Below are 22,849 nucleotides of genomic sequence, written 5' to 3' on the forward strand. Positions count from 1 at the left end.
TGTAATGCCGCTAAATAGCGTTACTCATCACCAGCAATTAGTCTGACTTGTTATTAATAAGATTAGAATTAACTAATGTAGATTTTTCTAATATATACTTCTATATTCGAATTGTCTAATGTAAAGTAAACGAAATTTTTATATGTGTTGCCTAGCTGATGGAAATGAATAATATCGCCGACAATGCTCGTCAGGCCGCTAACCTGTTAAAGCTTATTGGAAATGAAGTTCGATTGATGATTTTATGTAGCCTGATCGAGAACAAACTCACCGTTGGGCAAATTAATGAGCGTATCGATATCAGCCAATCGGCATTGTCACAGCATTTGGCAAAATTACGTTCGGATAACCTGGTGGATTGCGAAAAAGACGGGCTGAGTGTGTATTATCACATCGCCAATCCGGTGGTGATAAAAATCATTCATATCCTGCAGGATGAGTTTTGCCCTAGCGAAGAGTAAGCAGCTACCGCTGTATGACCTAGCCGCATAAAAGCAATGATATCCGACCGCCCGCACATCGCGTTAGCATTACTGAAGTTTTCCCGAATGTGATTCCCCCCCCCCCCCGAAAGTTCCTTAGCTTTATTAAGCTGGCGCAAACAAGCAAACCTATTTATTATTAGCCCCCTAAGTAAAGCGCAACCTGAAGGCAACCATGCCGTACACGATTATCTCACCATCAATGTTTAAAACCGTGCCCTGGAAAAACGGTAAAGGTTCGACCCTGGAAATCGCCATCAATGATGGCGCAACCTTAGATAAATTTGACTGGCGATTAAGCATGGCCGAAGTAACGGAAAATGGGCCGTTTTCAGACTTTTCTGGGTACCAGAGAAACTTGATCCTGATTAAAGGTAATGGATTAACCCTGACTCATGACGACAAGCAGATAGACAATCTTAATCAGTACCTGGCATTTGCCACCTTTGATGGTGCCAGTAAAACTGTAGCGACATTGCATGACGAAGCAATTACCGATTTCAATTTAATTACCGCAACGGGTGCATATACAGCTGACGTTGCCACCTACTCAGAACCAAGCAGTATCGAAGAAAACGTTGCTGATATCCACTTTATTTATGGCTTGAGCGACCCACTTGAGGTCAGCATTGGCACAGAGACCGAAATGCCAGAGCTGCAACCCAGGCACTTATTAAAAATTACTGGTACTAAAGGCGAAACGCTTACCGTTTCAGGAGCGAACTTCATTGTTCTTGGCTTAACGGAAAATAGTTAATAGTCTATAAGCTGTATGTATTTTGATCTGGCCCGAATAATGGGTTTGTGGTGCCAGTTAAAAAGCGTCAGAATACTTTACGCTACAAATCAGTGTGTTTTTAACTTATTGATATGTATGAAAATACAACTTGGAATACGAATTGCTTAGTAAATACTGGTGATTTGTAAGGGGGGTTGCCAAATAAGTCCCTTGTTGTTCATTGTATTTAATTTTTTATTAGTACAGAGAACCATTATGAACCGACTCATCCCCAAACCTTTTAGCACGACTATTAACCTTCTGATTACCTTCGTTTTGCTGTTACTGCCGCCTCTATCACACGCTGAACTGATTGAAGCAGACGCATTCGAAGCCGGCGATAATAAAGCGTTTACGTTAAGTTTTCCCCGCTACAAACTGATCTGGATGGATGCTTCAGAACTACTGAATCTGGATAGAAATGAGCTACAGGCTTTGTTAGACGGCGGCCTGACCGCGCAGGGTTGGCGAATGCCAACTTTAAGTGAAACAAAGCGAATTTTCGCTTTTATGTACACCAACAGGTATGAAACCGACACCAGTCGCGAATTTCCATTTGTATGTATTCCCGAAGTGTCCTGTACTTTCGTTTATTCTGATAGCAAAAACGGTGCAGTTTGGCCAACATTTCAATCGAGAATCGGTCTGTTAGATGTCAACGATGAACCATTCGCCCATACATTTTTTATTTCCCGTCGAAACCTGGAATATCTTGCATTTGATCTAAGCCTAAATAATTTTGACCCTGGTTATGACAACCCCGAATATCCTGAGTGGCAATATGATGACTTTTATTACCATCTATTTGCCTACACAGCACCGGTTTTTATATCCGAAGATTATTATGCAGAGGAAATCGATGACTACTCAATTCCTTTTTCATTCATGCTGGTAAAAGATGTACAACGAACCCGAAATAATGACACGCCAATACCAGAGCCGGCATCAGTCGCGCTGCTGTTGATAGCTAGCATCTGTTGCTTTGGTCAAAGAAAGTTTAGGTGATAGCTTAAACGGTCGAATGATCTCTACCCTGAAGATGAGCTCAACAAAGACTTCATGGAATTGCTATAAGCACACAGCATAGTTTGTAAAATTGCAACTATGCTGTGTGATAAATTTTCCGGCTACAGGATAAACTTATTCAGAAGTCGTCGGGTCAATAATGGTTCTTACTTCGGATATCGAATTGGCTGGGAAACCGCCCTGCTCTGCGTGCTGCTTGATCAAGTCTTCATTGTCGGCAATGTATACACAATAAACCTTATCACCAGTCACATAACTTTGTACCCATTGGATTTGTGGGCCCATATTCTGTAATACACTGCAGGACTTTTGCGAAATCCCCTGTAAATCGCTTGTCGACAAATTCCCGGCACCAGGAATTTCCCGTTCGATAACGTATTTTGGCATGATATTCTCCAATAAATTCATAGTCATATTTAATCTACAACTAAATTTAGTCAGCAAATTTAAATATCGCCAAAAAACTGGATAAAAAAACGCCGCTATAACTAGCGGCGTTATCATTGATGGAGTTTAGTTAGGTAAATACTCATAGGAGGCCTGTAAACCTAAAGGAAACCCAAGCCCCCAATAGGCCATCAAGAACAGCGTCCATACAACCAGAAAGCTTAACGAGAAAGGCAGCATCATCGCTGTCAAAGTACCGATGCCGGCATTGGTCACATAACGCTGACAAAATACCACGACAAGTGGAAAGTATGGCATTAACGGCGTAATGATATTGGTACTGGAATCACCGATGCGATACGCCGCCTGCGCTAAATCCGGTGAGATACCTAACTGCATCAGCATCGGAATGAATATTGGTGCCAGTAAAGCCCATTTTGCCGATGCGGAACCGACAAACAGATTAATAAAACCGGTTAAAATGATAATGCCAGTAATGGTAATACCCGCAGGTAGTGCCATTTCTTTTAAGAAGGCAGCGCCTTTTACCGCCAGCAAAACACCCAGGTTAGATTGACCAAAAGCGTAGATAAACTGGGCGATAAAGAACATGATAACCAGATAGTAACCCATGCTTGACATGGCTTTTGACATGCCTTCTATAAATTCTTTCGACGTTGTTATTTTGCCAATGACAATGCCGTATACCAAACCTGGGATCAAAAATAACAAGAAGATTAACGGTACGATAGATTTCATCAAAGGCGCAGCAAAGGCGGTTAACGTGCCATCGTCTGCTCGCCAAGATGAATCGGCAGGATAAGCCGTAGCAAACAGAATGCCCAAACCGAGAACAACGGAAACCATGGCCCAACGCAGTGCTTTTCGCTCTTTATCTTCTAAAGGCTCCATGGTTGGTAAATCAGACAAATCGCCATCTAACTCATTTTTGGCAAGTTTTGGTTCAACGATTTTATCGGTAATAAACCAGCCTAAAGCAGTAACAACGAGCGCAGAGGCCGTTGTAAAGTAATAGTTATTTAATGGGTTTAACACCACGTTTGGATCAAGAATTTGCGCGCCCGCCTGGGAAATCCCCTGCAGCATGGGATCCAGTGCCGATGGCACGAAGTTCGCTGAAAAACCGCCAGATACACCGGCAAACGCCGCTGCAATACCGGCTAATGGGTGCCGACCGGCGGCATAGAAGATAACCCCACCTAGAGGAATAACCAGAACATAACCAGCATCAATCGCAGAGTGGCTGACAATACCAACAAGGATAACCATAGGCGTTAGTAACCAGGTCGCGGTTTTGGCCATGATGGCGCGAAGACCGGCATTGATAAAGCCGCTATATTCGGCAACACCAATACCTAGCATCGCCACCAAAACCACGCCTACCGGATGGAAATGGGAGAAATTGGTTACCATGGATGAAAAGAACGCCGCTAAGGCATCACCACTTAACTGGTTTTTCACCATCAGGGCTTCGCCATTGCGCGGATCTACGGCGTTAAAATCAACACCAGCTAACGCCCATGACAGCACCCAGACAATGGCCAGCAAGGAAATAAACAGAGCCGCAGGATCCGGTAATTTGTTACCAACGACTTCGACTTTATCAAGAAATCTCTGAACCAGAGATGGTCGCTCTATTGTTGCTTGAGCTTCACTCATGATTACACCTTTTTATTGTTTTTGTTTAAACCAATCCGCATTGAAGATTGATATGAGATGAAAAAGCCATAGTATCTGAGAATCACACTTTGCTCAATGGCACTAAAAGCAGAGTAAAAAGCATGTCTGAAACTTCTCTTAAACAACCCTGGTAAGTGAATCGGATGTTTCATACCAACAATTCAATAATTATTTGTCTTAGCGACAATTACAATTTGCTGTATTTAAAGTAAATCCGCTTGTACATTCAGTTAACTTGCAGAATATTGGTGAAAACAAACTTGAGTCAATTACCGATGAACAAAAAGACAGTGATTCCACCGACATTACGAGAACTCGATGAGACCCTATATGAGAGTGTAAAGGGCATTGATATTTTGTCGGCAATTGCTCCTCAGAACTATCAACATGAAAAACAAGCATTTTTCGATGGCCATGGCAAAGCGAATCCAAAATTTTCTTACGAAAAAACTAACCTGAATCTGTTTTCGAAAAAGCGGGAGCTTTTCAACTTACCGGTAGAGACGATTAAAAGTAAGGAGCTCTATCGCTTATACAGTGAAGTTATCCAGTCCTATGTCGATAAGCTTGACCAGTTCAGGCATATCGGTACCGAAAAGTTCCTCTATGATTCATTGCGTTACTACGGCGAACCGTCTGCAAGGGATATTCGCAATGCAGAATATCTGCTGCATATCACCGCTCAAGAGCCGCAAGCCCAAACCGACCTTGTGGGTGCAAATGAGATTAAGAAATATTTCGAAAGCTTTGCGGCAGCAAACAATTACCCACTGACGCTAACGTTAGAAGATAGCATGATTGCCAATGCTCTGGTTTCTGGTGATACCGTGAAAATAAACACTCAGGCAAAAGTCAGCAAACCGCAATTAAGAGCCCTGGCACACCATGAACTTGGCGTACATCTGGCAACCACACTCAATGCTCAGTCACAGCCGTTGAAAATTTTATTATTAGGCTCTCCCGTTAATACCACGACGCAAGAAGGTCTGGCCCTACTTTGTGAATACCTGTCAGGTTTTATGACGCTCGACAGATTTAGGATGCTGGCGCTTCGGGTGATTGCCGTAAATTCGATGATCATCGAAAAAGATTTTAAACGTACATTTAGCTTACTGGTTGATCAGCACGGAGCTAGCCCTGCCAGCGCATTCGCAATCTCATCACGAGTGTATCGAGGCGGTGGTTTTACCAAAGATTACCTGTATCTAAAAGGGTTCCAGCAGATCCTGGAAGCCTATCAGAGCAAGCTGAAAATTCACAACCTGCTTTGTGGTAAGGTGTCGTTTGAGCACCTGCAAGTCGTTAACAAACTCATTGAACAAGGTTATTTAATTGCACCAAAACATATTAGTCCAGCGATTCGAAGACCTGTTCCCACAGACCCGGTGTTAAAATTCATTGCTCAAGCGATAAAATAGTCTTAGAGTGACTTGAGATACTGTCGTACAGTGTAAGTGAATTAATTCAGGGATATGGTCAATGAATACGGAAGCTATCAAAGAATATGATTTTGATTTAAAAAAGCAATCAGTCCAAGATGACTTACCGAAAGAGTTGTTATTTCGCGACCGTTGGCTGCACTTAAATTACCAACACCAGAGCAATAAAGAACATCTCGAGGAATTTGAACTCGATTCGGTAATTATTGACGCCCTGTTGTCAGAGGAAACCCGCCCTCGGGCTCAGGTTTTCGATGATGGGGTGTTGCTGTCCCTGCGCGGTATTAATCTGGCTAAAGATTCCAATCCAGAGGATATGGTATCAATACGAATATATTTTCGTCGCGACTTTATCATTTCAACCGGCAGGCGGCGTTTGTTATCTCTGGAAGAAATTGCTCATGCGATCCACAACAAAACAGGCCCGAAAACCCCCTCCTCCTGGCTTATCGATCTCATTGTTAATCTCAATGACAAAATCGCCGATACCGTACACTTTATCGAAGAATCTCTGTCTTGCCTGGAAGAATTGGTTATTGACAGCAAGCATTCAACAAACCAATCAGAGTTAGCAAATTTGCGTCGACAAATCATTGCTATCAGACGCTATCTTGGACCGCAGCGTGACGCTCTGATGACCTTGATAGGCGATAAGAATAAATTTATCAGCGCCGAGCAGAAAATTGAAATCCGCGAAGCCCTTAACCACTTACAACTTTACATTGAAGAGCTGGATTTATGTAAAGAACGAGCGAACGTATTGCAGGAAGAGATCAATGTTAATCTCGGCCAGACAATGAATAACCGCATGTATGTATTATCAATTGTTGCGGCAATCTTTCTACCGCTGGGCTTCTTGACCGGGCTGTTGGGTATCAATGTCGGTGGTATGCCCGGAGCTGACAACCCCGATGCATTTTATCTGGTCACCGGTTTTTTATGTGTTATCACTGCGTTATTAACATTAATTTTGAGAAAAAATCGCTGGTTATAGGTCAACTTTCAGCGATCGATAAATAGTAATTATCAAAAACCCGGTCATTAATAAAATTTATTTATTAACTTCTGATGTATGGGAAAACCTGCAATGCATCCTCAATGGTCGCAAGCTTTTGGTTTTTGGCCAAAAAGGCGGCAAATACTTCCCGCTCAAATGTCGGACTATTTTCAACCATAAATAATTTTTTCTTGCGCAAATGTTCAAAGCAAAGCTGTCGAGGCAAAAATGCACAACCACCGGCTTCGAGAATGAAGTTAAGCGCCATTTTCGGTTGGCTCATATGATGCCAGGGGGTAATTTGATCATCAAAGAATCGCTGAAATTGCGCGTTAACTGACTCTCCGTAGTCCACCGTAATGAAATTTTCGAGAGCATTTATATCCGAGTTTTCTGACGTTGAGACAAGATGCAGGGGTACGGTCGCAACCTTTTCAGTGATCACTTCTTCGCTGTATGGCGGTTCAAATAAAAATGCGATATCGATAAGCCGGGTTTGGATTTGTTTACGAAGCTCTGGCGCCGAGTATGTATGGGTGTATAAGCACACATCATCGAGGTTTCGATGAATTTTCTGCAGCCAGTCCTGTAAAACAATATCCCAGATTGAGGTCATCGAACCGACAAAAAGCTGGGTAGAATTACTTTGCGCAATACCCACATCCAATTTCGTTTTTTGCCAAAGCGTTAACATTTCATTGGCATGGCGACCTAGTCGATGCCCCTCGGGAGTTAATTTCAGACGTTTATGGGAGCGATCAAATAACTGCACGCCTAACTCTTCTTCAAGTTGCTTGATGCGGGCGCTAACCGCTGCCTGGGTAAGAAATAAATTTTCAGCGGCCACTCTGACATGCAAAGTGCGGCTCACTTCCAGAAATGTAGACAGGAGTTCTATTTTCATTAGCTTTTATTGATAAATATTTTTTATCAAACATGATAGTTTATTTAGTTTTATCTTTCATCATTTTCTCACTACATTTACCAAAAATTACTTTCAGGAAAGAAAAATGAAAATCGCAATTTTATCAAGAGAGCCAAATTCTTACTCAACCAAACGTATGGTTGAGGCCGGTCGCGCCAGAGGCCATGAGGTCGATGTTATTAACACCTTGCATTGCTACATGGATATAACCAGCAGTCGCCCTACCGTTCGTTACCACGGTGAAGAGTTACCGCGGTATGACGCCATCATCCCTCGTATTGGTGCGTCGATTACGTTTTACGGAACCGCAGTTGCCAGACAGTTTGAAATGATGGGTACGTTTAACGTGAATGAATCCGTGGCTATCAGTCGCTCTCGCGACAAGTTACGCTCATTACAACTGTTATCCAGAAAAGGCATTGGTTTGCCGCGTACAGGTTTTGCCAGCAAGTCTGACAATATTAAAGATTTGATCAAAAACGTTGGTGGTGCACCGTTAGTGATTAAGTTATTGGAAGGTACCCAAGGTATCGGTGTGGTACTTGCCGATACGGCAAAGGCCGCGGAAAGTATTATCGAAGCATTTATGGATCTCAAAGCCAATATTCTGGTGCAGGAGTTTATTAAAGAAGCCGGTGGTGCTGACATTCGTTGTCTGGTCGTTGGCGGCAGAGTCGTCGCGGCAATGAAGCGCCAGGGTATTGAGGGTGAATTTCGCTCGAACCTGCACCGAGGTGGCACTGCTGAGATAGTAAAACTGAGCAAAGAAGAGCGTGAAACCGCGGTAAATGCTGCCAAAGCCATGGGCCTTAACGTGTGTGGTGTCGATTTGCTTCGCTCCCATTCCGGACCAATGGTTATGGAGGTTAATTCATCACCGGGTCTTGAGGGGATTGAATCGGCAACCGAAATGGATGTGGCTGGAAAAATCATTGAGTTTATTGAAAAGAATGCCAGTAAAAACAGTAATCGCACTCGAGGAAAAGGATAAATGAAAGAGTTTGTGATCGGCGGACATACAATCCTGCCCGGTGAAAGCAAAAAACTCGCGTTACCTGTTGCCAGGTTGTACACAGATGCGGAAGTTGATCTGCCCGTGTATATCGTTCGTGGTAAGCGTTCAGGCCCTGTGGTATTTATTAGTGCAGCAGTACATGGCGACGAATTAAATGGTATTGAAATTATTCGTCGTCTGGTGAATCTAAAAAGCTTTAAAGTAAATAGTGGCACCGTTATCGCGGTGCCTATGGTAAATGTGTATGGCGTCGTCAACCAGAGTCGCTACATGCCGGACAGACGGGATCTTAATCGAAGCTTTCCTGGCTCATCAAAAGGCTCATTGGCAGCCCGTGTTGCCAACACCTTTTTAAAAGAGATTGTCAGTCAATGTGATTACGGAATTGATCTGCACACTGGCGCCATTCATCGCTCTAACTTGCCGCAAATCCGCGCTGATTTAAGTGATGAGCAAACCAAACAGCTAGCCGAGGTTTTTGCGGCGCCAGTTGCATTGCATGCTAATCTTCGCGATGGCTCTTTGCGGGAGGCCGCGGGCTCAATGGAAACCAAAGTTTTACTATACGAGGCGGGAGAAGCACTTAGGTTTGACGAGTTATCGATTCGCATCGGATTGAAAGGCATCATCAATGTACTGCGGCATTTGCAAATGATCCCGAAAGGACGAAGCAAAAAATCGTCACGCATGCCCTTCGTTGCCTACGATAGTGGTTGGGTTCGAGCTAGTGTCAGTGGCATAGCGACACATAAGTTCGACCTTGGCGATAGTGTCAATAAAGGCGATACCCTGGCGCAGATCGGCAGTCCATATGGCGAGCTACTCGGTTCCGTCCCCGCTAACCGCAGTGGTGTGATAATAGGTAAGCAGAATATTCCGTTAGTACAGGAAGGAGAAGCTATGTATCACATTGCTTACTTTAAAGAGGATGAAGATGTTGTTGCTGAGCATATCGAGTCGGTTGCCGAAGACTTCCATGACGATAAACCCATTACCGAGGTATTACAGTAATGGCTAAAACCATCATTGGTCGCCTTGAAGAAATAGGACTGCCGGAACTGGGTATCAGTCAATTAACTGCGCGCGTCGACTCAGGCGCGCAGACATCTTCCTTACATGTTGATAATATAAAGAAAGTTAAAATATCCGGTAAGCCAGCAATCGAATTTGATTTACACCCGGAGTTTTACGATATCGATAACATTATTCACTGCCAGGCGTTAGTTCATGATATCCGCCAGGTTAAGTCATCGAACGGCACCAGTGAACAACGTTTTGTGATACAAACAAAAGCCGTGTTAGGCGAGCACTCTTGGCCGATAGAAATTACCTTGACAAACCGTTCGGATATGACCTATCTGATGCTTATTGGCCGCCAGGCACTCGGGGAACAATTTTATATTGACCCGTCGCGCGCTTTTATCGCCAGTAATAACGAAAATTCAAGATAAAGGAATAATCATGTTGGACTACGTTAACGCGTTTTTAAATTACACTTTGCTGACATTCAATGATGATCCCCTGACTATCTCAGAAGTACTCGCGATCCCAGTTTGGATAGGCTTTAGCTACTGGTTTATCAGACTCATTTTAAAGTCGGTTTCCAATCGTTTAATCGCCCGGGAAACGGATCCAAATACCATACAGTTAACCCAGCGGGTAATTTTCATATCCGCTATTGCTGTTGTATTTATGACAACATTGTCGATGTTAAACGTGCCCATTGCCGCCTTTGCTTTTCTATCTGGTGCCATTGCAATTGGTTTTGGTTTTGGTGCCCAGAACATCATTAACAACTTTATCAGTGGCTGGATATTGATTGGTGAAAAGCCAATTCGAATTGGCGATTTCCTGGAGGTCGAAGGGGTTAAAGGCGTGGTTGAAGAGATAAATACTCGCTCTACCCGGGTGCGCAGGACCGATGGTGTTCACTTACTTATTCCGAACAGTAAACTTCTTGAAAATACCGTGGTCAACTGGACTCTGCGGGATCGCTTGATCCGGGGTACGGTAAGAATTGGTGTGCAATATGGCAGCGATTGTGAAAAAGTCACGCATTTAATGCTTGAGGCTACAAAAGCCAATGAAAACGTTCTGGAAACGCCACCACCAGCGGTATTTTTTCAGGATTTTGGCGACAACGCGCTTATTTTCGAAGTGTTTTTCTGGATAAATTCTTCAGTAGATGGCGGCCTGAGGGGCGTATCAAGCGAGATACGTTATCATATTGATAAAACATTCAAAGCCGACAATATCGTCATTGCTTATCCACAACGAGATATTCACATCGATGGCGCATTAAAAATTGAGCGGGGATAAATCTACAACATATCAAAATCACCATATTGGTAGATACCCTTTTGACGGAAAATGAAACTCAACCCCGCAACTGTATGACATTAGCCCAAGCACATTTAATCACAATCACAGGCTTACATTGTTATCGCGGGTAGTTTCTCAATTTTCCGCACCTGTTTCCTGCATCCAACACATTGCTTGAACGCGCAAAAGACTGCTCTGTGATTACGGAAAATAGACTCACTTTTTGCAGACAAACGGGATATAGATTAATTGGCAAGTCAAACAACTGAACTATTTAAACCTAAAGCTCGTAGAGAAAAACTCTTCGATTAGAACCATTGAATTTACATGTTTTGCCCATATACCATTATTAATAGCAAAAGCAGAGGACCAAAATTTTTATGTCGGATACGTCAAGTACCCCTTTAGAAAAACACTTTAACAACATACACAAACCCTTTTCCAACTTCATAAAAGCTCAGTCAACGGCAAGCTTTTTCCTGCTCATGGCAACCATCATCGCACTTTGGTGGGCCAATTCCGATTATGCCATTAGTTATCAGCAATTAATTCATCAACAGATCGGCTTTTTTATCGGCGAACACTACATACAGACGACAGTCAAGCACATCATGAATGACGGCTTGATGGTAATATTTTTCTTCATGTTGGGGTTAGAGATAAAACGAGAGTTTATCGCTGGAGAATTGGCTGATCCGAAAAGCCGGAAAATGCTGGTGGCCTGTGCTTTGGGCGGCATGATTTTTCCCGCGTTATTTTATGCAGGTTTTAACTGGTCACAAGACTCTATTGCAGGCTGGGGTATCCCAATGGCAACGGATACAGCGTTTGCTCTTGGTGTCCTTATGTTACTGAGAAAACACATCCCTAACGGGTTATTGGCGTTTATCGTGGGTCTTGCAATTGTCGATGATATCGGCGCACTTATGGTTATCGCATTGTTCTATACCGAGCAACTGTCGCTTGCGTACTTTGCAGGAGCAATTTCCGGGGCACTCTTATTGTTGGTAGCAAATGCTGCAGGGGTGCGACAACCCATATTTTATATTTTAATTGGCCTCATTATCTGGTTTCTCATGCTGAAATCAGGTATCCACGCCACACTTGCAGGTGTTTTAATTGCACTAACAATTCCCGCGCGTCCACAAAGTAATCCAGAAAAAGTATTGACGGAAGCAAAAGATGTTATCGAGGATATTCAGGTGGACGAAAACAATATTGATGTATTGAGCAATCGAAGCGACCACGAAAAAGTCACGAAGATTCGTGTAGCCGCAGATCTCGCCAGTACTCCCCTGAGACGCTGGGAAGATGCTTTAGAGCTCCCTGTTGCATTGTTAATTGTTCCGTTGTTCGCATTAACCAATGCAGGCATCCCATTGAATTTTGACGCACTGCAACAAAGTGTTTCGACGCCAGTGGGACTGGGCATTATCTTTGGCCTGGTGCTTGGAAAATTTCTCGGTATTGGCGGGGCCTGCTATCTTGCCCTACGCTTACGATTTGGTGAACTACCGGGTAATGTTCAGTTGACTCACGTTCTGGGCATGTCATTTATCGCAGGTATTGGTTTTACTATGTCAACATTTATCGCTACATTGGCGTTTGAGCATCAACCTGAAACCTTGACTGTTGCGAAGATGTCAATCATGACCGGCTCTATTGTTGCCGCATTCCTAGGTGCGACTTTGCTCTACGTATCAGCAAAGTTCAAAGGCAGGCAGGAAGATGAAAACCGTCCGGTCTTTGACAATATTTAGCGCCATTACAGCACCACAAATTGCCGAGAATGCTTCAGGCATTCCTACACTTTAACCCTCTAAATTAGGAGAATTTCATGGCAAACGAAGGATATCATGAACCCATTAACGATTTATCGGATGAGACCAAAGACATGCATCGCGCCATTGTCTCTTTAATGGAAGAGCTAGAAGCTGTCGACTGGTACAATCAACGCGTCGATGCCTGCAAAGATCAGGAGCTTAAAAAAATCCTGATTCATAACAGGGACGAAGAGAAAGAGCATGCAGCAATGATGTTGGAATGGATCCGACGAAAAGATCCTACGTTCGATAAAGAGCTGAAAGATTATTTATTCAGCAGTGACAAAATATCGCACGATTAAAGGTTTCCATTAGCCCAGTAACCTTGAACAAGAGGCGCTGCAGTCGAGCAATTAGCCTAAGGCGTTTTAGAAGCTAAAGCGCCTCCTTTTGTTTCGTTCAAGTGAATGAATTCCTACTAGCCGCAGCGAACTGCGTTAGACATTGATTAGTGCTGTCAGATCCCCTGCTGAAGCGTTGCCTGAACCAATTTCTTCAGTGCGAAACTGTTAGCGCCAATCAGATAATCATCGGATTTGACAGACATGCAATTATCGTGAATATCATACATGGTCTGACGAAGGCGTTCCTCCATCGCTTTAAAGGTTTCGGGGTTGAATGACGCGTTTTGTCCCATTTCAAACAATGATACGGCAACACCACCTGCGTTGACCGCTTTCGCGGGCGCAAACATCACGTTATTTTCCCGAAATCGCGTTATCGCCTTAGCTTCGCAGGGCATGTTAGCGCCCTCAAATACCCATCTCACTCCATTGGAAATCAGCTGCTTGGCATCACTTTCTGATAATTCGTTTTGAGTAGCACATGGTATCGCGATCTCACACTCTAGCTCCCAGGGTTTATCGCCATCCAGCCATTTAGCGCCAATTTTTTCAGCGTATTCCTCTAGATTTACTGTATTTTGATCTTTGATAAGAGCATCCACCTCTGAGGCTGATAACCCCTGTTGAGCAAACAAGCACCCCTTGCTGTTTGACAGAGAAATAACGATGGCTTTGTTGTCGATCGCTTTTTGCGCGGCGTGCAAAGCAACATTACCCGCCCCAGAAATACAAATCGTTTTATTTTCCAGATTCGATTGATGTGTTTCCAGCGCACGCTGCGCAAAAAATATCACCCCGAAGCCTGTAGATTCAATCCTCGCGTGGCTCCCGCCAAAATCTACGTCCTTGCCAGTAATTGCTCCGGTAAATTGATTCTGTAAGCGACGAAAACGCCCAAATAAATAGCCAATTTCACGCGTCCCGACATTGATGTCACCTGCAGGTACATCGGTGTTTGGTCCAATGTGGCGAAACAACTCGTCCATAAATGCCTGGCAAAATCGCATCACTTCCCGCTGTGACCTTCCTTTAGGGTCAAAATTTGAACCGCCTTTAGCCCCTCCTATGGGTAAACCGGTGAGTGCATTTTTGAAGGTTTGTTCCAATGCGAGGAATTTCAGTACCGACTCGTTAACGCTCGGATGAAAACGCAGGCCGCCTTTATATGGCCCTATCAAATTAGAGTGTTGAACACGCCATCCCTGATTAACATGAACCTTATCACTATCGTCAACCCAGGTAACGTTGAAACTAATCACCCGGTCGGGAACCAACAGTCGTTCCAAAACGTTTTCCGCTTCAAAGCTCTCTCTCAAGGCAGAATCTAATTCACTGTATACAACCAATTCATCGATGGCTTGTAGGTATTCTTTCTGCTCTTGATATAAGTCGGATAATCTTTCGGTAATGGTTTTTGTATACGCGGACTTCATTTTTGACCTCCAGGGAATTCAATAATGAGCGATTAACAAGTTTATCAGGTATTCGTTAAACGTAACTCGGTAAAACAAAGTTCAGCATCAATATTCAGAACAACGATGGTTTAACCATAAAAAAAAAAGGGTCTATCGTTGATTTACAATGAGCTATGGAAGGTGATTTGAAACGATGGAAAACTCTGGTCCTCTTATAGGAATATCCCGTCTAGGCGGATTAGCTTTTTACAGAGCCCTTTTAGCGTTTTCCTCATCGACGCGCTGTCTAAAAACAGAAGATGATAACTTACTAGTAGAATTGAGCGAAAAGACAGCAAAGTTATATTCGAAAATGAGCCAGTTTGTGGTTCTGGCACCAACATTTTGACTTAATCAAAGTGCTGGACGAAGCCAATACCAAGAGTTTGTGTTTATACCAATCACACTAAGTTTGTGCACAACTCAGAGTTAGGGCCGAGGTTCAGTTACAACATAGATTTTATTGATATAGTCATTCTATATTAATGAAATATAGGGCCGTAAATGGGCCTCTGATAAACCCCCTTAGAGTGAGCAATAATTTAATGGGATTGGTATAATGAACAATCGCTACCGCATTAATTCTCAGATCTCAACAAATCCAGTGAAATGTCTTAGGACATAAAAAAACCGAAAACCCTTGTTAATAATAGGATTTTCGGCTTTTTTCGGTTCTCTTAGAACCTTGTGATGGTGCGGATGGAGGGACTTGAATCTGGCATATAAGCACTTGTAATATAAGGGATAGATCCAAGACAAAAACACCAAAAACTCACATAAAAACTTCATCAGAATTCGGCCATTTCGAGAACTGAACCGCCACGATTTAGGCCCTTATTACCACTTAAATTTTATGTGTTCTCGCGGTCAAAAATCATTGGGAAATTGTACCAATCTATAAAACTCTAATTTACTTGAGTGCATCAAGTGAGTGCCAGTAGTTGAGAATATATGATAGCTCACTTTATATCCAAAGGTTGTTTACGATTATGTCATTTCAAAGTTATTGGCAAAGGTAGTGCTGAAAAGCAGCTACCTTTCAATTGCTTTATTAAGTGGCTCTTGGATGAGATTTTTTATAAACCCGCTGTAATTTAGCTTTACTAACGTGAACATAAACCTGTGTAGTTGAGATGCTGGAGTGACCCAAAAACTCCTGCACATAGCGTATATCGGCATCGTTATCCATCATGTGCGTTGCTGCAGCATGACGGTACTGATGGCAGGAGCCATACTTGTTTAAATTGGCCCGTTTAATATACTTGCTCATTAATCCTGACATGCTCTTGGGTAAAAATTTATTGCCACTGTCTGTCAAAAATAAACTTTTTCCTGAAGAAATATGTGCAAAGCAAGGTCTGGAATCTCTGATATATTTACGCATCCATACAATGGCAGATTGCCCGATGGGAACAAAGCGATCTTGACCTCCCTTCCCGTTTACTATTCGTATTTGTTCTGCGGTGACATCGAAATCTTCCAGCTGAAGATTAATTAATTCACACCTGCGAATGGCGGACGCATAAAAACACTCAATGATAGCTCTATCACGAATTCCTTTCATCGTATGCGTTGGCACTTGTTGCAAAATAGCTAGTATGTCGCGAACACTCAGTATCGATTTGGGCAATGCTTTACCAGATTTTGGCAGTTCAAATTTATCATAGGCGTTCGAGTGAATAATTCCTCTGGCATATAACCCTTGCAAAAATACTTTGACCGTCGTTGCGCGAGTTCGTATCGTTGTTTGAGCTAAAGGCAAATTTGACATCTTTTTGCGATGGCTTCTCAAATGTCCAAGATAGGCGTCTAACACTGTTGTATCGACTAGTTCCAAATCAACTATTGATTGCTGTTTTAACCATTCGAAAAACATTTCCAGTATTTGTTGTTTGAGATCGATAGTTGCCTGACTGTAGCCTTTGCCGAACAAGATATCTAAGTAATATTCCAAACAATTATTAAAATGCTTGGTTAGAGGTTTATTCGTCATAATGAAGCTCCACAATCTTAGCCGGAAAATTCAGCTTGTTTATGGCGTCCTGAGTGGCAAGCCAAAGAATATGTCGCCTCCCCTCCCTTCGAATATATTGGGCCATTCGACGCCCATAAATGCCCAAAACCAAACCATTTTCATCATATAAAGGCAAAGTAACACAGCCTCGAAGCTCTTCATGGCCGGATGGTTTGATTAAACCGTGAACTTCAAGTATTCCTCTTATTGACGCCCCCTCAGCACAACGACTACATGCAACCACTCTGTTTAACTTTCTGTCACACAAGCCAATCTTGAGCTTTTTGATATCTGGAATACCTATCCCAAAATTAAGAAGCTTACTAATTGCAGCTTTATTTTCCATTAACCTCGTGTGATAGTGATCAACAAGTTGGTCGACAATCTGCTCTTGAAAATTCGATATGAGCAAAGTTTCATGATTGTAATTAACGCAAGAAATAATTACCCGGGTATCTGACATTGCGCCAATTTTTATGGGTAAACAATTAAGGTGATTCATATGTCCTCCTATGTAACGTGGAATCACCGATTAGTATCAGTTAATCTGGTAACTGTGCGTTTAGGTCGAACTACGTAAAGTTTATTAAAACTCATAAGGTTACCTATTTTGATTAGGTTAAGTCATATGAACGGGCGGGTGTATGACTATAACATCGGTCGTTTTTTGTCAGTTGACCCGTTTATTCAGAGCCCCGGAGATAGCCAATCAGTTAATCCTTATTCATACATTATGAATAATCCTTTGAGCGGAACTGATCCCACAGGATATTGCGCCGCAGCAACTGGAACACGAATTAAATCTTGTGGTGATATGAAAGTTGAAGTCAAAGTCACTATGAAAGATGGTTCAACTAAGACTGAAACGGCTGTTGTCAAAGATGTCAACTTTAGAAATGGAGCCGAAGTGGGGGCTGCGCTCTCGACAGGGGTGAATCATTTAGCAGGCAAGTTCTCAACATTGGATATAGGTTCGCAAGGTAAAACGGCAAAATATTCCGGTAATTCAGCAAATAAGCAATTTTCAACCGCTGCCAATAGTGCTTTAGACTCCGTTGAGGCGATTAATACAGATAAACTAGATGCTGAATACTCGGCAATAGGAGTGGACACAAACAATTTTGGTGAAACCGCATTTTTAGATACTCGATGGGAGCGCATGCGTGAGCGTGAACTTCTTGATTCAGTTGGTGGAGAAGGGACTTACTTACAAATCACGGGCGATGCTGCAATGGACGCCGCCTTAGTTGTAGTTCCTATTCCCGGGCTAGCGTTCGGGGCTAATCTTTATAAGTTTGGAAAGCATATGCCCCGCCTTAAAAAATTGCGTGGCTCAAATGGGGAGACTGAAGGTTGGACTATAAGCGCGGGTGGTGGGTATGGTTCTAAACCTAGGTTTGATTTTCACAGGTTGCCTGCAGGTGGTAAAGGGGCAAAAGGTATGCCTCAATTCACAAAAGGAAGAAAGTTACCTCATTATCATAGAAGAGGGCCAGGAGGCATAGGGCTGCATCGCCCGTTTCAAGTGAAACCATCCTGGAAGTGGTATGAAAAAATATATAAGAGGTTTTAATGCCAATCAGCGATAGAAAAAAATTTATCAATGCTTTAATTCAAGTTATTAAAGAATCTCAGGAAAGTCTTAAACGTAGAGACTTTGACAATATTGCTCCAAGTATTCTGCTTAGTGAAATACTTGAACCAGAAGATGAAAAAATAATGCTACGAGATAACGAACTTAGGACTCTAATGGTGTTTGTAGAGCATTACTTTGATGCGATAACACATAATTTTGATTCGGTTACTGACAATATAACTATATCGGAAGCACAAAAGCATTTAGAGCATATAAAAAAGCAGCTAGAAATAGGTTCTTTAGACATTCCAGTGGAGCTTATGGAATTTGAAAGGTTATGAATTGTTAATTTGCACTTAAAACTGATCCACGATTTGCATTGAAAAGTGATCCGCCTAAGTTGGTCTTATTATGTGTACTAGCTCAGACCTGATCTGACAGTTACCCATTTTAGACAAGGTATCTGTCAGTTTAGATTTGAGCTAAATTCTTTTCCGCCCAAATCTGTTTGCCATCCTTAAGCGTTTCCATTGGCGTTCTGCCACAGCACATTTTTCCTTGATGCGTCCGTTCAGTGTTGTAGTAATCCATCCAATCGTCCAGATCTTTTTGCAATTCCTCTAAGCTGCTGTAGAGCTTTTTCCGGAATGTGACTTGATAGAATTCGTTCAGAATCGTTTTGTGGAAGCGTTCGCAGATACCGTTCGTCTGGGGTGACATCGCCTTGGTTTTTGTATGATCGATATCATTAATAGCCAGGTAGAGCTGGTAATCGTGTTTCTCAACTTTACCGCAATACTCCGTCCCGCGATCAGTGAGAATACGCAGCATTGGAAGCTCATTATCCTGGAAGAATGGCAGTACCTTATCATTGAGAATATCGGCCGCTGTGATGGGCGTTTTGGTGGTATAGAGCTTGGCAAACGCCGTTTTGCTAAAGGTATCCACAAAGGTCTGCTGATATATCCGGCCAACACCTTTCAGGTTGCCAACATAGAACGTATCTTGAGAGCCGAGATAGCCTGGATGTGCCGTTTCTATTTCGCCACAGGCCTCATCGTCATGCTTTTTCTTTTCCAACGCAGCAACCTGTGCATCAGAAAGGATGATGCCTTCGCTGGCGACTTTCTCTTCGGGCGCTTTTAAGCGTTTCTTGAAGTTTTCCAGGTTGTGCCGAAGCCATACTGAGCGAACTCCGTTGCCTGAGATAAATACACCGTTCTTGCGCAATTCATTGCTGGTTCGATGTTGTCCGTGAGCTGGTTGCTCAATGGCGTAATCAAGGACCGCTTGCTCGGTGCTCGCATCGACTCGATTCTTCAGATTAGGTTCACGGCGGCTTTGGTTGATTAAGGCATCAATACCACCATCTTCAACGAGCTCTTGATAGCGATAAAACGTATCTCGTGATACGCCCATCACTTTGCAGGCTTTCGACACATTACCGAGCTCTTCCGCTAAATTTAATAAGCCAGCTTTGTGTTTAATGATTGGGTTGTTAGTATATAACATGAGAGTTACCTCTTTTGTTTTGAATTAAAGATTCGACACCTTTTATCAAAACGGGTAACTCTCTACTTTTCAAGAAGATATGTCAGATCTAGTCGGAACTAATTCACTTCAATAATTGGGAATTAACGGGTTCTGGCCCTGAACCGTTCACATTGACAAAAAAGCTCAACTGTACTAGCTCAACCAATAGGTTGGGCTTTTTTGTGTTTAGAGGTTTGAGATTCAATCAGATGTTAAGAATTCAAGCTCCAGTCTCCGATCTAATTCAAGCACGTTGCCTCCTTATAAAACCACTGTTCTTTGCTCAAAGTCTCATTGCGATACTCGTATCTTCGTGATAGAAACGTAACAAGATGTTCTTTACTACTTGAGCAGGAGTTGCATTCATATATCCGCCTTAAAACTGGAAAAGTAGCGTAATATGAGGATGCTTCATCGTTAAGCCGACAAAGTACAACGCTAAAATAAACTTTAGGAGTCGCCGCCAAACGACTTACTAAAATTAGCCAGCGTAGTATTTCCCAAATACATGGAAGACTTGCTCCCTCTACCAATCATAAGTTTTCATTTTTTCACCGCGTTGCCCAAACGACAGTGTTAGTTAAGCTGAAATATGCGCGAATTCAATGAGAGAAAAAGTGAGAAAGCTCATCTATATCAACGAGCTAGATTTGGAGTTTTTATACTAAAAGTTTTAAAAAGCTTTCTCTATGATGTTGACCATATTATTGACCAATACTTTTAAAACCCACGAAAATGTCCATTTTAAAAACTCAACCACCAGAAAAAGGTAATATTTACATGTGCTTGCTATTTTTTTGAAGATGAAGCGCCTCTTTATAAAAAGAGCTTTTAAAATGTCGCTATGAATATTCCTCCAAATACATTGACCATCAAGGCCTGGTGTTTTTAAAAAATTTTTATTTAAGTTTGTTATTAGGAATTGTTTTCATATGAATATTCGTTTCTAAACATTTACAATTTTATTTTTATTAGCTGATACGCTTAAAGCTACTGCGCCCAAATTAACCGTATTAATGATACGCGTTGTAAAAACATCATTATTCTAATTTTCAATGAGTTGAGGTATAGTGTTTTCAGACTAAATAATAAATTAGCTCCCCTCCTTCAATTTAAACTGCTTCCAATAATCAGATTAAATGAGATCCATTTCAGGTTAAATAAGATTGAGTTGCAGTTCGATAAGAATTTACAGTTGTAGATCCGCCTCCAAATTGCAATGTGATCTCAATTACGAAGAACCCACGCTCATTTAAATTGCAAAAATCTCATTTAACTTGAAATCTCTGGACACAAAAAAGCTCAACCAATTGGTTGAGCTTTTCGAGGATGAAGGCCTGGTAGCAGACCGACTTCGTTGCCTTGAGAATTCTAGATTCTCTATTTAGTGCAATGTTACTTCATTAAACCGTTTCTCAATGAAAAAGCTAAGCGAATGTATGCCCCCGCTCACACCACTTTCAATTAACTTCTTTCTATTGCAACGTATTTCAAATGCAAACGATCTTCAACACCCCATACAAACTCGACGTGATTTTTCTGAGTAGTATATTCTAGGCATTTCTCTACTCCGTCTTCCCATTCAGCAGCAGGTGAACCAAAAGCTTCTTTCAATTCATTTGGGGAAACTGAAGTCTGTATATAAATTTTACTTTCCTTGAATTTTATTTCTCCGGCAAAACTTCTAAAACCCGAATATCCCTCGAGAATTGAAACGAAAATGGATTCAACTGTCCCATTGATAACTGCAATAGAATAACCTTTATTTTTATCTTCCAGTGAAATACTAATTTCATCGGCTTTTTCGCCAATCCTGACCCCAAGCAAACTACCTTTATCCAAGTCCAAAAATATTGACATCAAAAATCACCTATAAAATTTTACTATTGTTTTTCCAGATCGCGTAGTCTATTGCTTTCAATTCGACCACTTACTTGCACGACTTTAGGAATTACCACTTTACCACGACTAGCCGCCGCTATAGCCGCTGATTTTGGCGAAGCGCCTTCAGGCTTACCTGGCTGTTGCGGCACTATAACTTTATCGACATTTGCGCTCGACAAATCACCCGTACAACTTGAACACGGTGTTTGATCAACTGCGATGGTGTGTGGCTTAGGTTTGCCCTCTAAGTCGGCTAAGACTTTTTTCTCAGCATGACCACGATTAGTGCTGGTATCTCCAGGGTTACTCTGCCTTATTTTAGTTAAGTTTCCATCACCATCTCTGCCTTGCGCGAAAGTAGCATCGCCTGGAGCTTCAGTTGCTCTTCGTTTTTCAACTATATTATCCACCATATCTTGATTTGAGTTCTTAGAAGCTTGACTACCAATATCAGCGGTATTATCTGTTTTAGTCGATGCCTGATTATTACTTCCATTTCTTTTCCTAATTGACCTTTTGGATAAAACCTCTTGGACTGCGACTAAACTGCCTGTGGTTACAAGTGTAACTGCAGCATCCACTCCCACATTAATGTCGTCTCCCATTGAGACCAACGCGGGGTCCATAGAATCTCTCCATTGAGCTTGCTCGCTCTCACTTCCATGATGTAGCTCTAGATAAGCGCCGAAAGCGGCAACAGAATTAAATCCTTGAGGTGGCCTATATCCATACTCCCAAGTGTATCCTGTCGGGTCAGTTCCGCTGAGCGGATTATTCATTCCATAGCTGTATGGGTTGATAGCTTGGCTATTTCCCATAAAAGCGACAAATGGATCAACTGACATAAAACGCCCAAGGTTATAATCATACACCCGCCCGTTCATATGAACTTGCGCGAACTAACTCGTAAAATTTACGTGCTTGAAGTGGATTATTTGTATGTTAAATCGTGACCTGCTCAGACACCATCAGATAAACGATGCCACCATCTCATAACCATATGAGTTAAGCCTTGAAGTTAATCCGCCTTATTTCCGTGTAAGTTATTGTCAAGCTCACTGGCAACTTTTCAGCGGAAGCCTGGCAAATGAGGCGGATCAGTTTTCAATGCAAATTGTGGATCAGTTTTAAGTGCAAATTAACATCTTA

22 protein-coding genes are annotated in these 22,849 nt (G+C 42.3%); 13 read left to right on the forward strand and 9 right to left on the reverse strand.

Translation table 11 applies throughout. The features are described from left to right. Window positions 1-164 precede the first annotated feature (164 nt). The 3 genes from FNC98_RS09465 (at window position 165) to FNC98_RS09475 (ending at window position 2,265) form a co-directional block, all read left to right on the forward strand. On the forward strand, window positions 165-461 hold the full coding sequence (locus tag FNC98_RS09465; protein WP_260680333.1) for a helix-turn-helix transcriptional regulator: 297 nt from the start codon (window positions 165-167) through the stop codon (window positions 459-461). A gap of 196 nt (window positions 462-657) precedes the next feature. Continuing rightward, on the forward strand, window positions 658-1,239 hold the full coding sequence (locus FNC98_RS09470) for a HutD family protein (RefSeq protein ID WP_143580999.1): 582 nt from the start codon (window positions 658-660) through the stop codon (window positions 1,237-1,239). A gap of 237 nt (window positions 1,240-1,476) precedes the next feature. Beyond that, complete coding sequence (locus FNC98_RS09475; protein ID WP_143581000.1) at window positions 1,477-2,265, forward strand: hypothetical protein; 789 nt, start codon at window positions 1,477-1,479, stop codon at window positions 2,263-2,265. 135 nt (window positions 2,266-2,400) lie between these two features. Here FNC98_RS09475 and FNC98_RS09480 read toward each other — a convergent pair whose 3' ends face one another. Together FNC98_RS09480 and FNC98_RS09485 are read right to left on the reverse strand one after the other, a co-directional pair. Beyond that, window positions 2,401-2,673 (reverse strand): DUF4242 domain-containing protein, encoded by a 273-nt coding sequence (locus FNC98_RS09480; RefSeq protein WP_143581001.1) that lies wholly within the window; start codon window positions 2,671-2,673, stop codon window positions 2,401-2,403. A gap of 126 nt (window positions 2,674-2,799) precedes the next feature. Beyond that, window positions 2,800-4,353 (reverse strand): AbgT family transporter, encoded by a 1,554-nt coding sequence (locus tag FNC98_RS09485; RefSeq protein ID WP_143581002.1) that lies wholly within the window; start codon window positions 4,351-4,353, stop codon window positions 2,800-2,802. A 269-nt stretch (window positions 4,354-4,622) separates the two neighbouring features. Between FNC98_RS09485 and FNC98_RS09490 the strand changes: the two genes are divergently transcribed. Both FNC98_RS09490 and FNC98_RS09495 read left to right on the forward strand, forming a co-directional pair. Then, window positions 4,623-5,792, forward strand: coding sequence for a flavohemoglobin expression-modulating QEGLA motif protein (locus FNC98_RS09490; RefSeq protein WP_221932874.1), 1,170 nt, complete (start codon window positions 4,623-4,625; stop codon window positions 5,790-5,792). Between the two features lie 61 nt (window positions 5,793-5,853). Then, complete coding sequence (locus FNC98_RS09495) at window positions 5,854-6,807, forward strand: zinc transporter ZntB (protein ID WP_143581003.1); 954 nt, start codon at window positions 5,854-5,856, stop codon at window positions 6,805-6,807. Between the two features lie 64 nt (window positions 6,808-6,871). On the opposite strand, the gene FNC98_RS09500 is transcribed toward FNC98_RS09495, so the two are convergent. Beyond that, the gene (locus FNC98_RS09500; RefSeq protein WP_143581004.1) at window positions 6,872-7,714 is read right to left on the reverse strand and encodes a LysR family transcriptional regulator; all 843 of its coding nucleotides are present in this window, start codon (window positions 7,712-7,714) and stop codon (window positions 6,872-6,874) included. A 106-nt stretch (window positions 7,715-7,820) separates the two neighbouring features. Here FNC98_RS09500 and rimK point away from each other — a divergent pair, with 106 nt between their 5' ends. The 6 genes from rimK (at window position 7,821) to FNC98_RS09530 (ending at window position 13,197) form a co-directional block, all read left to right on the forward strand. Beyond that, window positions 7,821-8,726, forward strand: coding sequence for a 30S ribosomal protein S6--L-glutamate ligase (rimK, locus tag FNC98_RS09505; RefSeq protein ID WP_143581005.1), 906 nt, complete (start codon window positions 7,821-7,823; stop codon window positions 8,724-8,726). Beyond that, window positions 8,727-9,761 (forward strand): succinylglutamate desuccinylase/aspartoacylase family protein, encoded by a 1,035-nt coding sequence (locus FNC98_RS09510; protein WP_143581006.1) that lies wholly within the window; start codon window positions 8,727-8,729, stop codon window positions 9,759-9,761. Further along, window positions 9,761-10,201, forward strand: a complete 441-nt coding sequence (locus FNC98_RS09515) for an ATP-dependent zinc protease (RefSeq protein ID WP_143581007.1) — start codon at window positions 9,761-9,763, stop codon at window positions 10,199-10,201. Before FNC98_RS09510 ends, FNC98_RS09515 begins: the two co-directional genes overlap by 1 nt. Window positions 10,202-10,211: 10 nt before the next feature. Next, complete coding sequence (locus FNC98_RS09520) at window positions 10,212-11,069, forward strand: mechanosensitive ion channel family protein (protein ID WP_143581008.1); 858 nt, start codon at window positions 10,212-10,214, stop codon at window positions 11,067-11,069. Window positions 11,070-11,452: 383 nt separating this feature from the next. Next, complete coding sequence (gene nhaA / locus FNC98_RS09525) at window positions 11,453-12,832, forward strand: Na+/H+ antiporter NhaA (RefSeq protein ID WP_143581009.1); 1,380 nt, start codon at window positions 11,453-11,455, stop codon at window positions 12,830-12,832. Window positions 12,833-12,909: 77 nt separating this feature from the next. Beyond that, a complete protein-coding gene (locus FNC98_RS09530) occupies window positions 12,910-13,197 on the forward strand; it encodes an encapsulin-associated ferritin-like protein (protein ID WP_143581010.1) in 288 nt (95 codons plus the stop codon). Between the two features lie 155 nt (window positions 13,198-13,352). Here the strand turns inward: FNC98_RS09530 and gdhA are convergent, their stop codons facing one another. The 3 genes from gdhA to FNC98_RS09545 all read right to left on the reverse strand — a co-directional run bounded on the left by gdhA (window position 13,353) and on the right by FNC98_RS09545 (window position 17,209). Beyond that, window positions 13,353-14,672 (reverse strand): NADP-specific glutamate dehydrogenase, encoded by a 1,320-nt coding sequence (gene gdhA, locus FNC98_RS09535; RefSeq protein WP_143581011.1) that lies wholly within the window; start codon window positions 14,670-14,672, stop codon window positions 13,353-13,355. A gap of 1,072 nt (window positions 14,673-15,744) precedes the next feature. After that, complete coding sequence (locus FNC98_RS09540; protein WP_143581012.1) at window positions 15,745-16,686, reverse strand: tyrosine-type recombinase/integrase; 942 nt, start codon at window positions 16,684-16,686, stop codon at window positions 15,745-15,747. After that, window positions 16,676-17,209: a hypothetical protein gene (locus FNC98_RS09545; RefSeq protein WP_143581013.1), complete on the reverse strand. Its 534-nt coding sequence runs from the start codon at window positions 17,207-17,209 to the stop codon at window positions 16,676-16,678. Before FNC98_RS09545 ends, FNC98_RS09540 begins: the two co-directional genes overlap by 11 nt. Window positions 17,210-17,335: 126 nt before the next feature. Between FNC98_RS09545 and FNC98_RS16955 the strand changes: the two genes are divergently transcribed. Together FNC98_RS16955 and FNC98_RS09555 are read left to right on the forward strand one after the other, a co-directional pair. Continuing rightward, window positions 17,336-18,280 (forward strand): RHS repeat-associated core domain-containing protein, encoded by a 945-nt coding sequence (locus FNC98_RS16955; protein ID WP_260680335.1) that lies wholly within the window; start codon window positions 17,336-17,338, stop codon window positions 18,278-18,280. Continuing rightward, window positions 18,280-18,624, forward strand: coding sequence for a hypothetical protein (locus FNC98_RS09555; RefSeq protein ID WP_143581014.1), 345 nt, complete (start codon window positions 18,280-18,282; stop codon window positions 18,622-18,624). Before FNC98_RS16955 ends, FNC98_RS09555 begins: the two co-directional genes overlap by 1 nt. A 130-nt stretch (window positions 18,625-18,754) precedes the next feature. Here FNC98_RS09555 and FNC98_RS09560 read toward each other — a convergent pair whose 3' ends face one another. The 3 genes from FNC98_RS09560 to FNC98_RS09570 form a co-directional block, all read right to left on the reverse strand. Next, the gene (locus FNC98_RS09560) at window positions 18,755-19,795 is read right to left on the reverse strand and encodes an IS481 family transposase (protein ID WP_143581015.1); all 1,041 of its coding nucleotides are present in this window, start codon (window positions 19,793-19,795) and stop codon (window positions 18,755-18,757) included. 1,485 nt (window positions 19,796-21,280) lie between these two features. Continuing rightward, entirely contained in the window at window positions 21,281-21,676 is a 396-nt protein-coding gene (locus FNC98_RS09565; RefSeq protein WP_143581016.1) for a hypothetical protein, read from the reverse strand. A 23-nt stretch (window positions 21,677-21,699) separates the two neighbouring features. Then, entirely contained in the window at window positions 21,700-22,584 is an 885-nt protein-coding gene (locus tag FNC98_RS09570; RefSeq protein ID WP_143581017.1) for an RHS repeat-associated core domain-containing protein, read from the reverse strand. Window positions 22,585-22,849: the final 265 nt, after the last annotated feature.

The sequence above is a fragment of the Thalassotalea sp. PS06 genome, from assembly GCF_007197775.1.
Taxonomy (GTDB): domain Bacteria; phylum Pseudomonadota; class Gammaproteobacteria; order Enterobacterales; family Alteromonadaceae; genus Thalassotalea_A.

Bases quoted from the DNA above. Each gene is read 5' to 3' on its own strand.
- FNC98_RS09465 (WP_260680333.1), top strand. From the start codon at position 165: ATGAATAATATCGCCGACAATGCTCGTCAGGCCGCTAACCTGTTAAAG.
- FNC98_RS09470 (WP_143580999.1), top strand. From the start codon at position 658: ATGCCGTACACGATTATCTCACCATCAATGTTTAAAACCGTGCCCTGG.
- FNC98_RS09475 (WP_143581000.1), top strand. From the start codon at position 1,477: ATGAACCGACTCATCCCCAAACCTTTTAGCACGACTATTAACCTTCTG.
- FNC98_RS09480 (WP_143581001.1), bottom strand. From the start codon at position 2,673: ATGCCAAAATACGTTATCGAACGGGAAATTCCTGGTGCCGGGAATTTG.
- FNC98_RS09485 (WP_143581002.1), bottom strand. From the start codon at position 4,353: ATGAGTGAAGCTCAAGCAACAATAGAGCGACCATCTCTGGTTCAGAGA.
- FNC98_RS09495 (WP_143581003.1), top strand. From the start codon at position 5,854: ATGAATACGGAAGCTATCAAAGAATATGATTTTGATTTAAAAAAGCAA.
- FNC98_RS09500 (WP_143581004.1), bottom strand. From the start codon at position 7,714: ATGAAAATAGAACTCCTGTCTACATTTCTGGAAGTGAGCCGCACTTTG.
- rimK (WP_143581005.1), top strand. From the start codon at position 7,821: ATGAAAATCGCAATTTTATCAAGAGAGCCAAATTCTTACTCAACCAAA.
- FNC98_RS09510 (WP_143581006.1), top strand. From the start codon at position 8,727: ATGAAAGAGTTTGTGATCGGCGGACATACAATCCTGCCCGGTGAAAGC.
- FNC98_RS09515 (WP_143581007.1), top strand. From the start codon at position 9,761: ATGGCTAAAACCATCATTGGTCGCCTTGAAGAAATAGGACTGCCGGAA.
- FNC98_RS09520 (WP_143581008.1), top strand. From the start codon at position 10,212: ATGTTGGACTACGTTAACGCGTTTTTAAATTACACTTTGCTGACATTC.
- nhaA (WP_143581009.1), top strand. From the start codon at position 11,453: ATGTCGGATACGTCAAGTACCCCTTTAGAAAAACACTTTAACAACATA.
- FNC98_RS09530 (WP_143581010.1), top strand. From the start codon at position 12,910: ATGGCAAACGAAGGATATCATGAACCCATTAACGATTTATCGGATGAG.
- gdhA (WP_143581011.1), bottom strand. From the start codon at position 14,672: ATGAAGTCCGCGTATACAAAAACCATTACCGAAAGATTATCCGACTTA.
- FNC98_RS09540 (WP_143581012.1), bottom strand. From the start codon at position 16,686: ATGACGAATAAACCTCTAACCAAGCATTTTAATAATTGTTTGGAATAT.
- FNC98_RS09545 (WP_143581013.1), bottom strand. From the start codon at position 17,209: ATGAATCACCTTAATTGTTTACCCATAAAAATTGGCGCAATGTCAGAT.
- FNC98_RS16955 (WP_260680335.1), top strand. From the start codon at position 17,336: ATGAACGGGCGGGTGTATGACTATAACATCGGTCGTTTTTTGTCAGTT.
- FNC98_RS09555 (WP_143581014.1), top strand. From the start codon at position 18,280: ATGCCAATCAGCGATAGAAAAAAATTTATCAATGCTTTAATTCAAGTT.
- FNC98_RS09560 (WP_143581015.1), bottom strand. From the start codon at position 19,795: ATGTTATATACTAACAACCCAATCATTAAACACAAAGCTGGCTTATTA.
- FNC98_RS09565 (WP_143581016.1), bottom strand. From the start codon at position 21,676: ATGTCAATATTTTTGGACTTGGATAAAGGTAGTTTGCTTGGGGTCAGG.
- FNC98_RS09570 (WP_143581017.1), bottom strand. From the start codon at position 22,584: ATGAACGGGCGGGTGTATGATTATAACCTTGGGCGTTTTATGTCAGTT.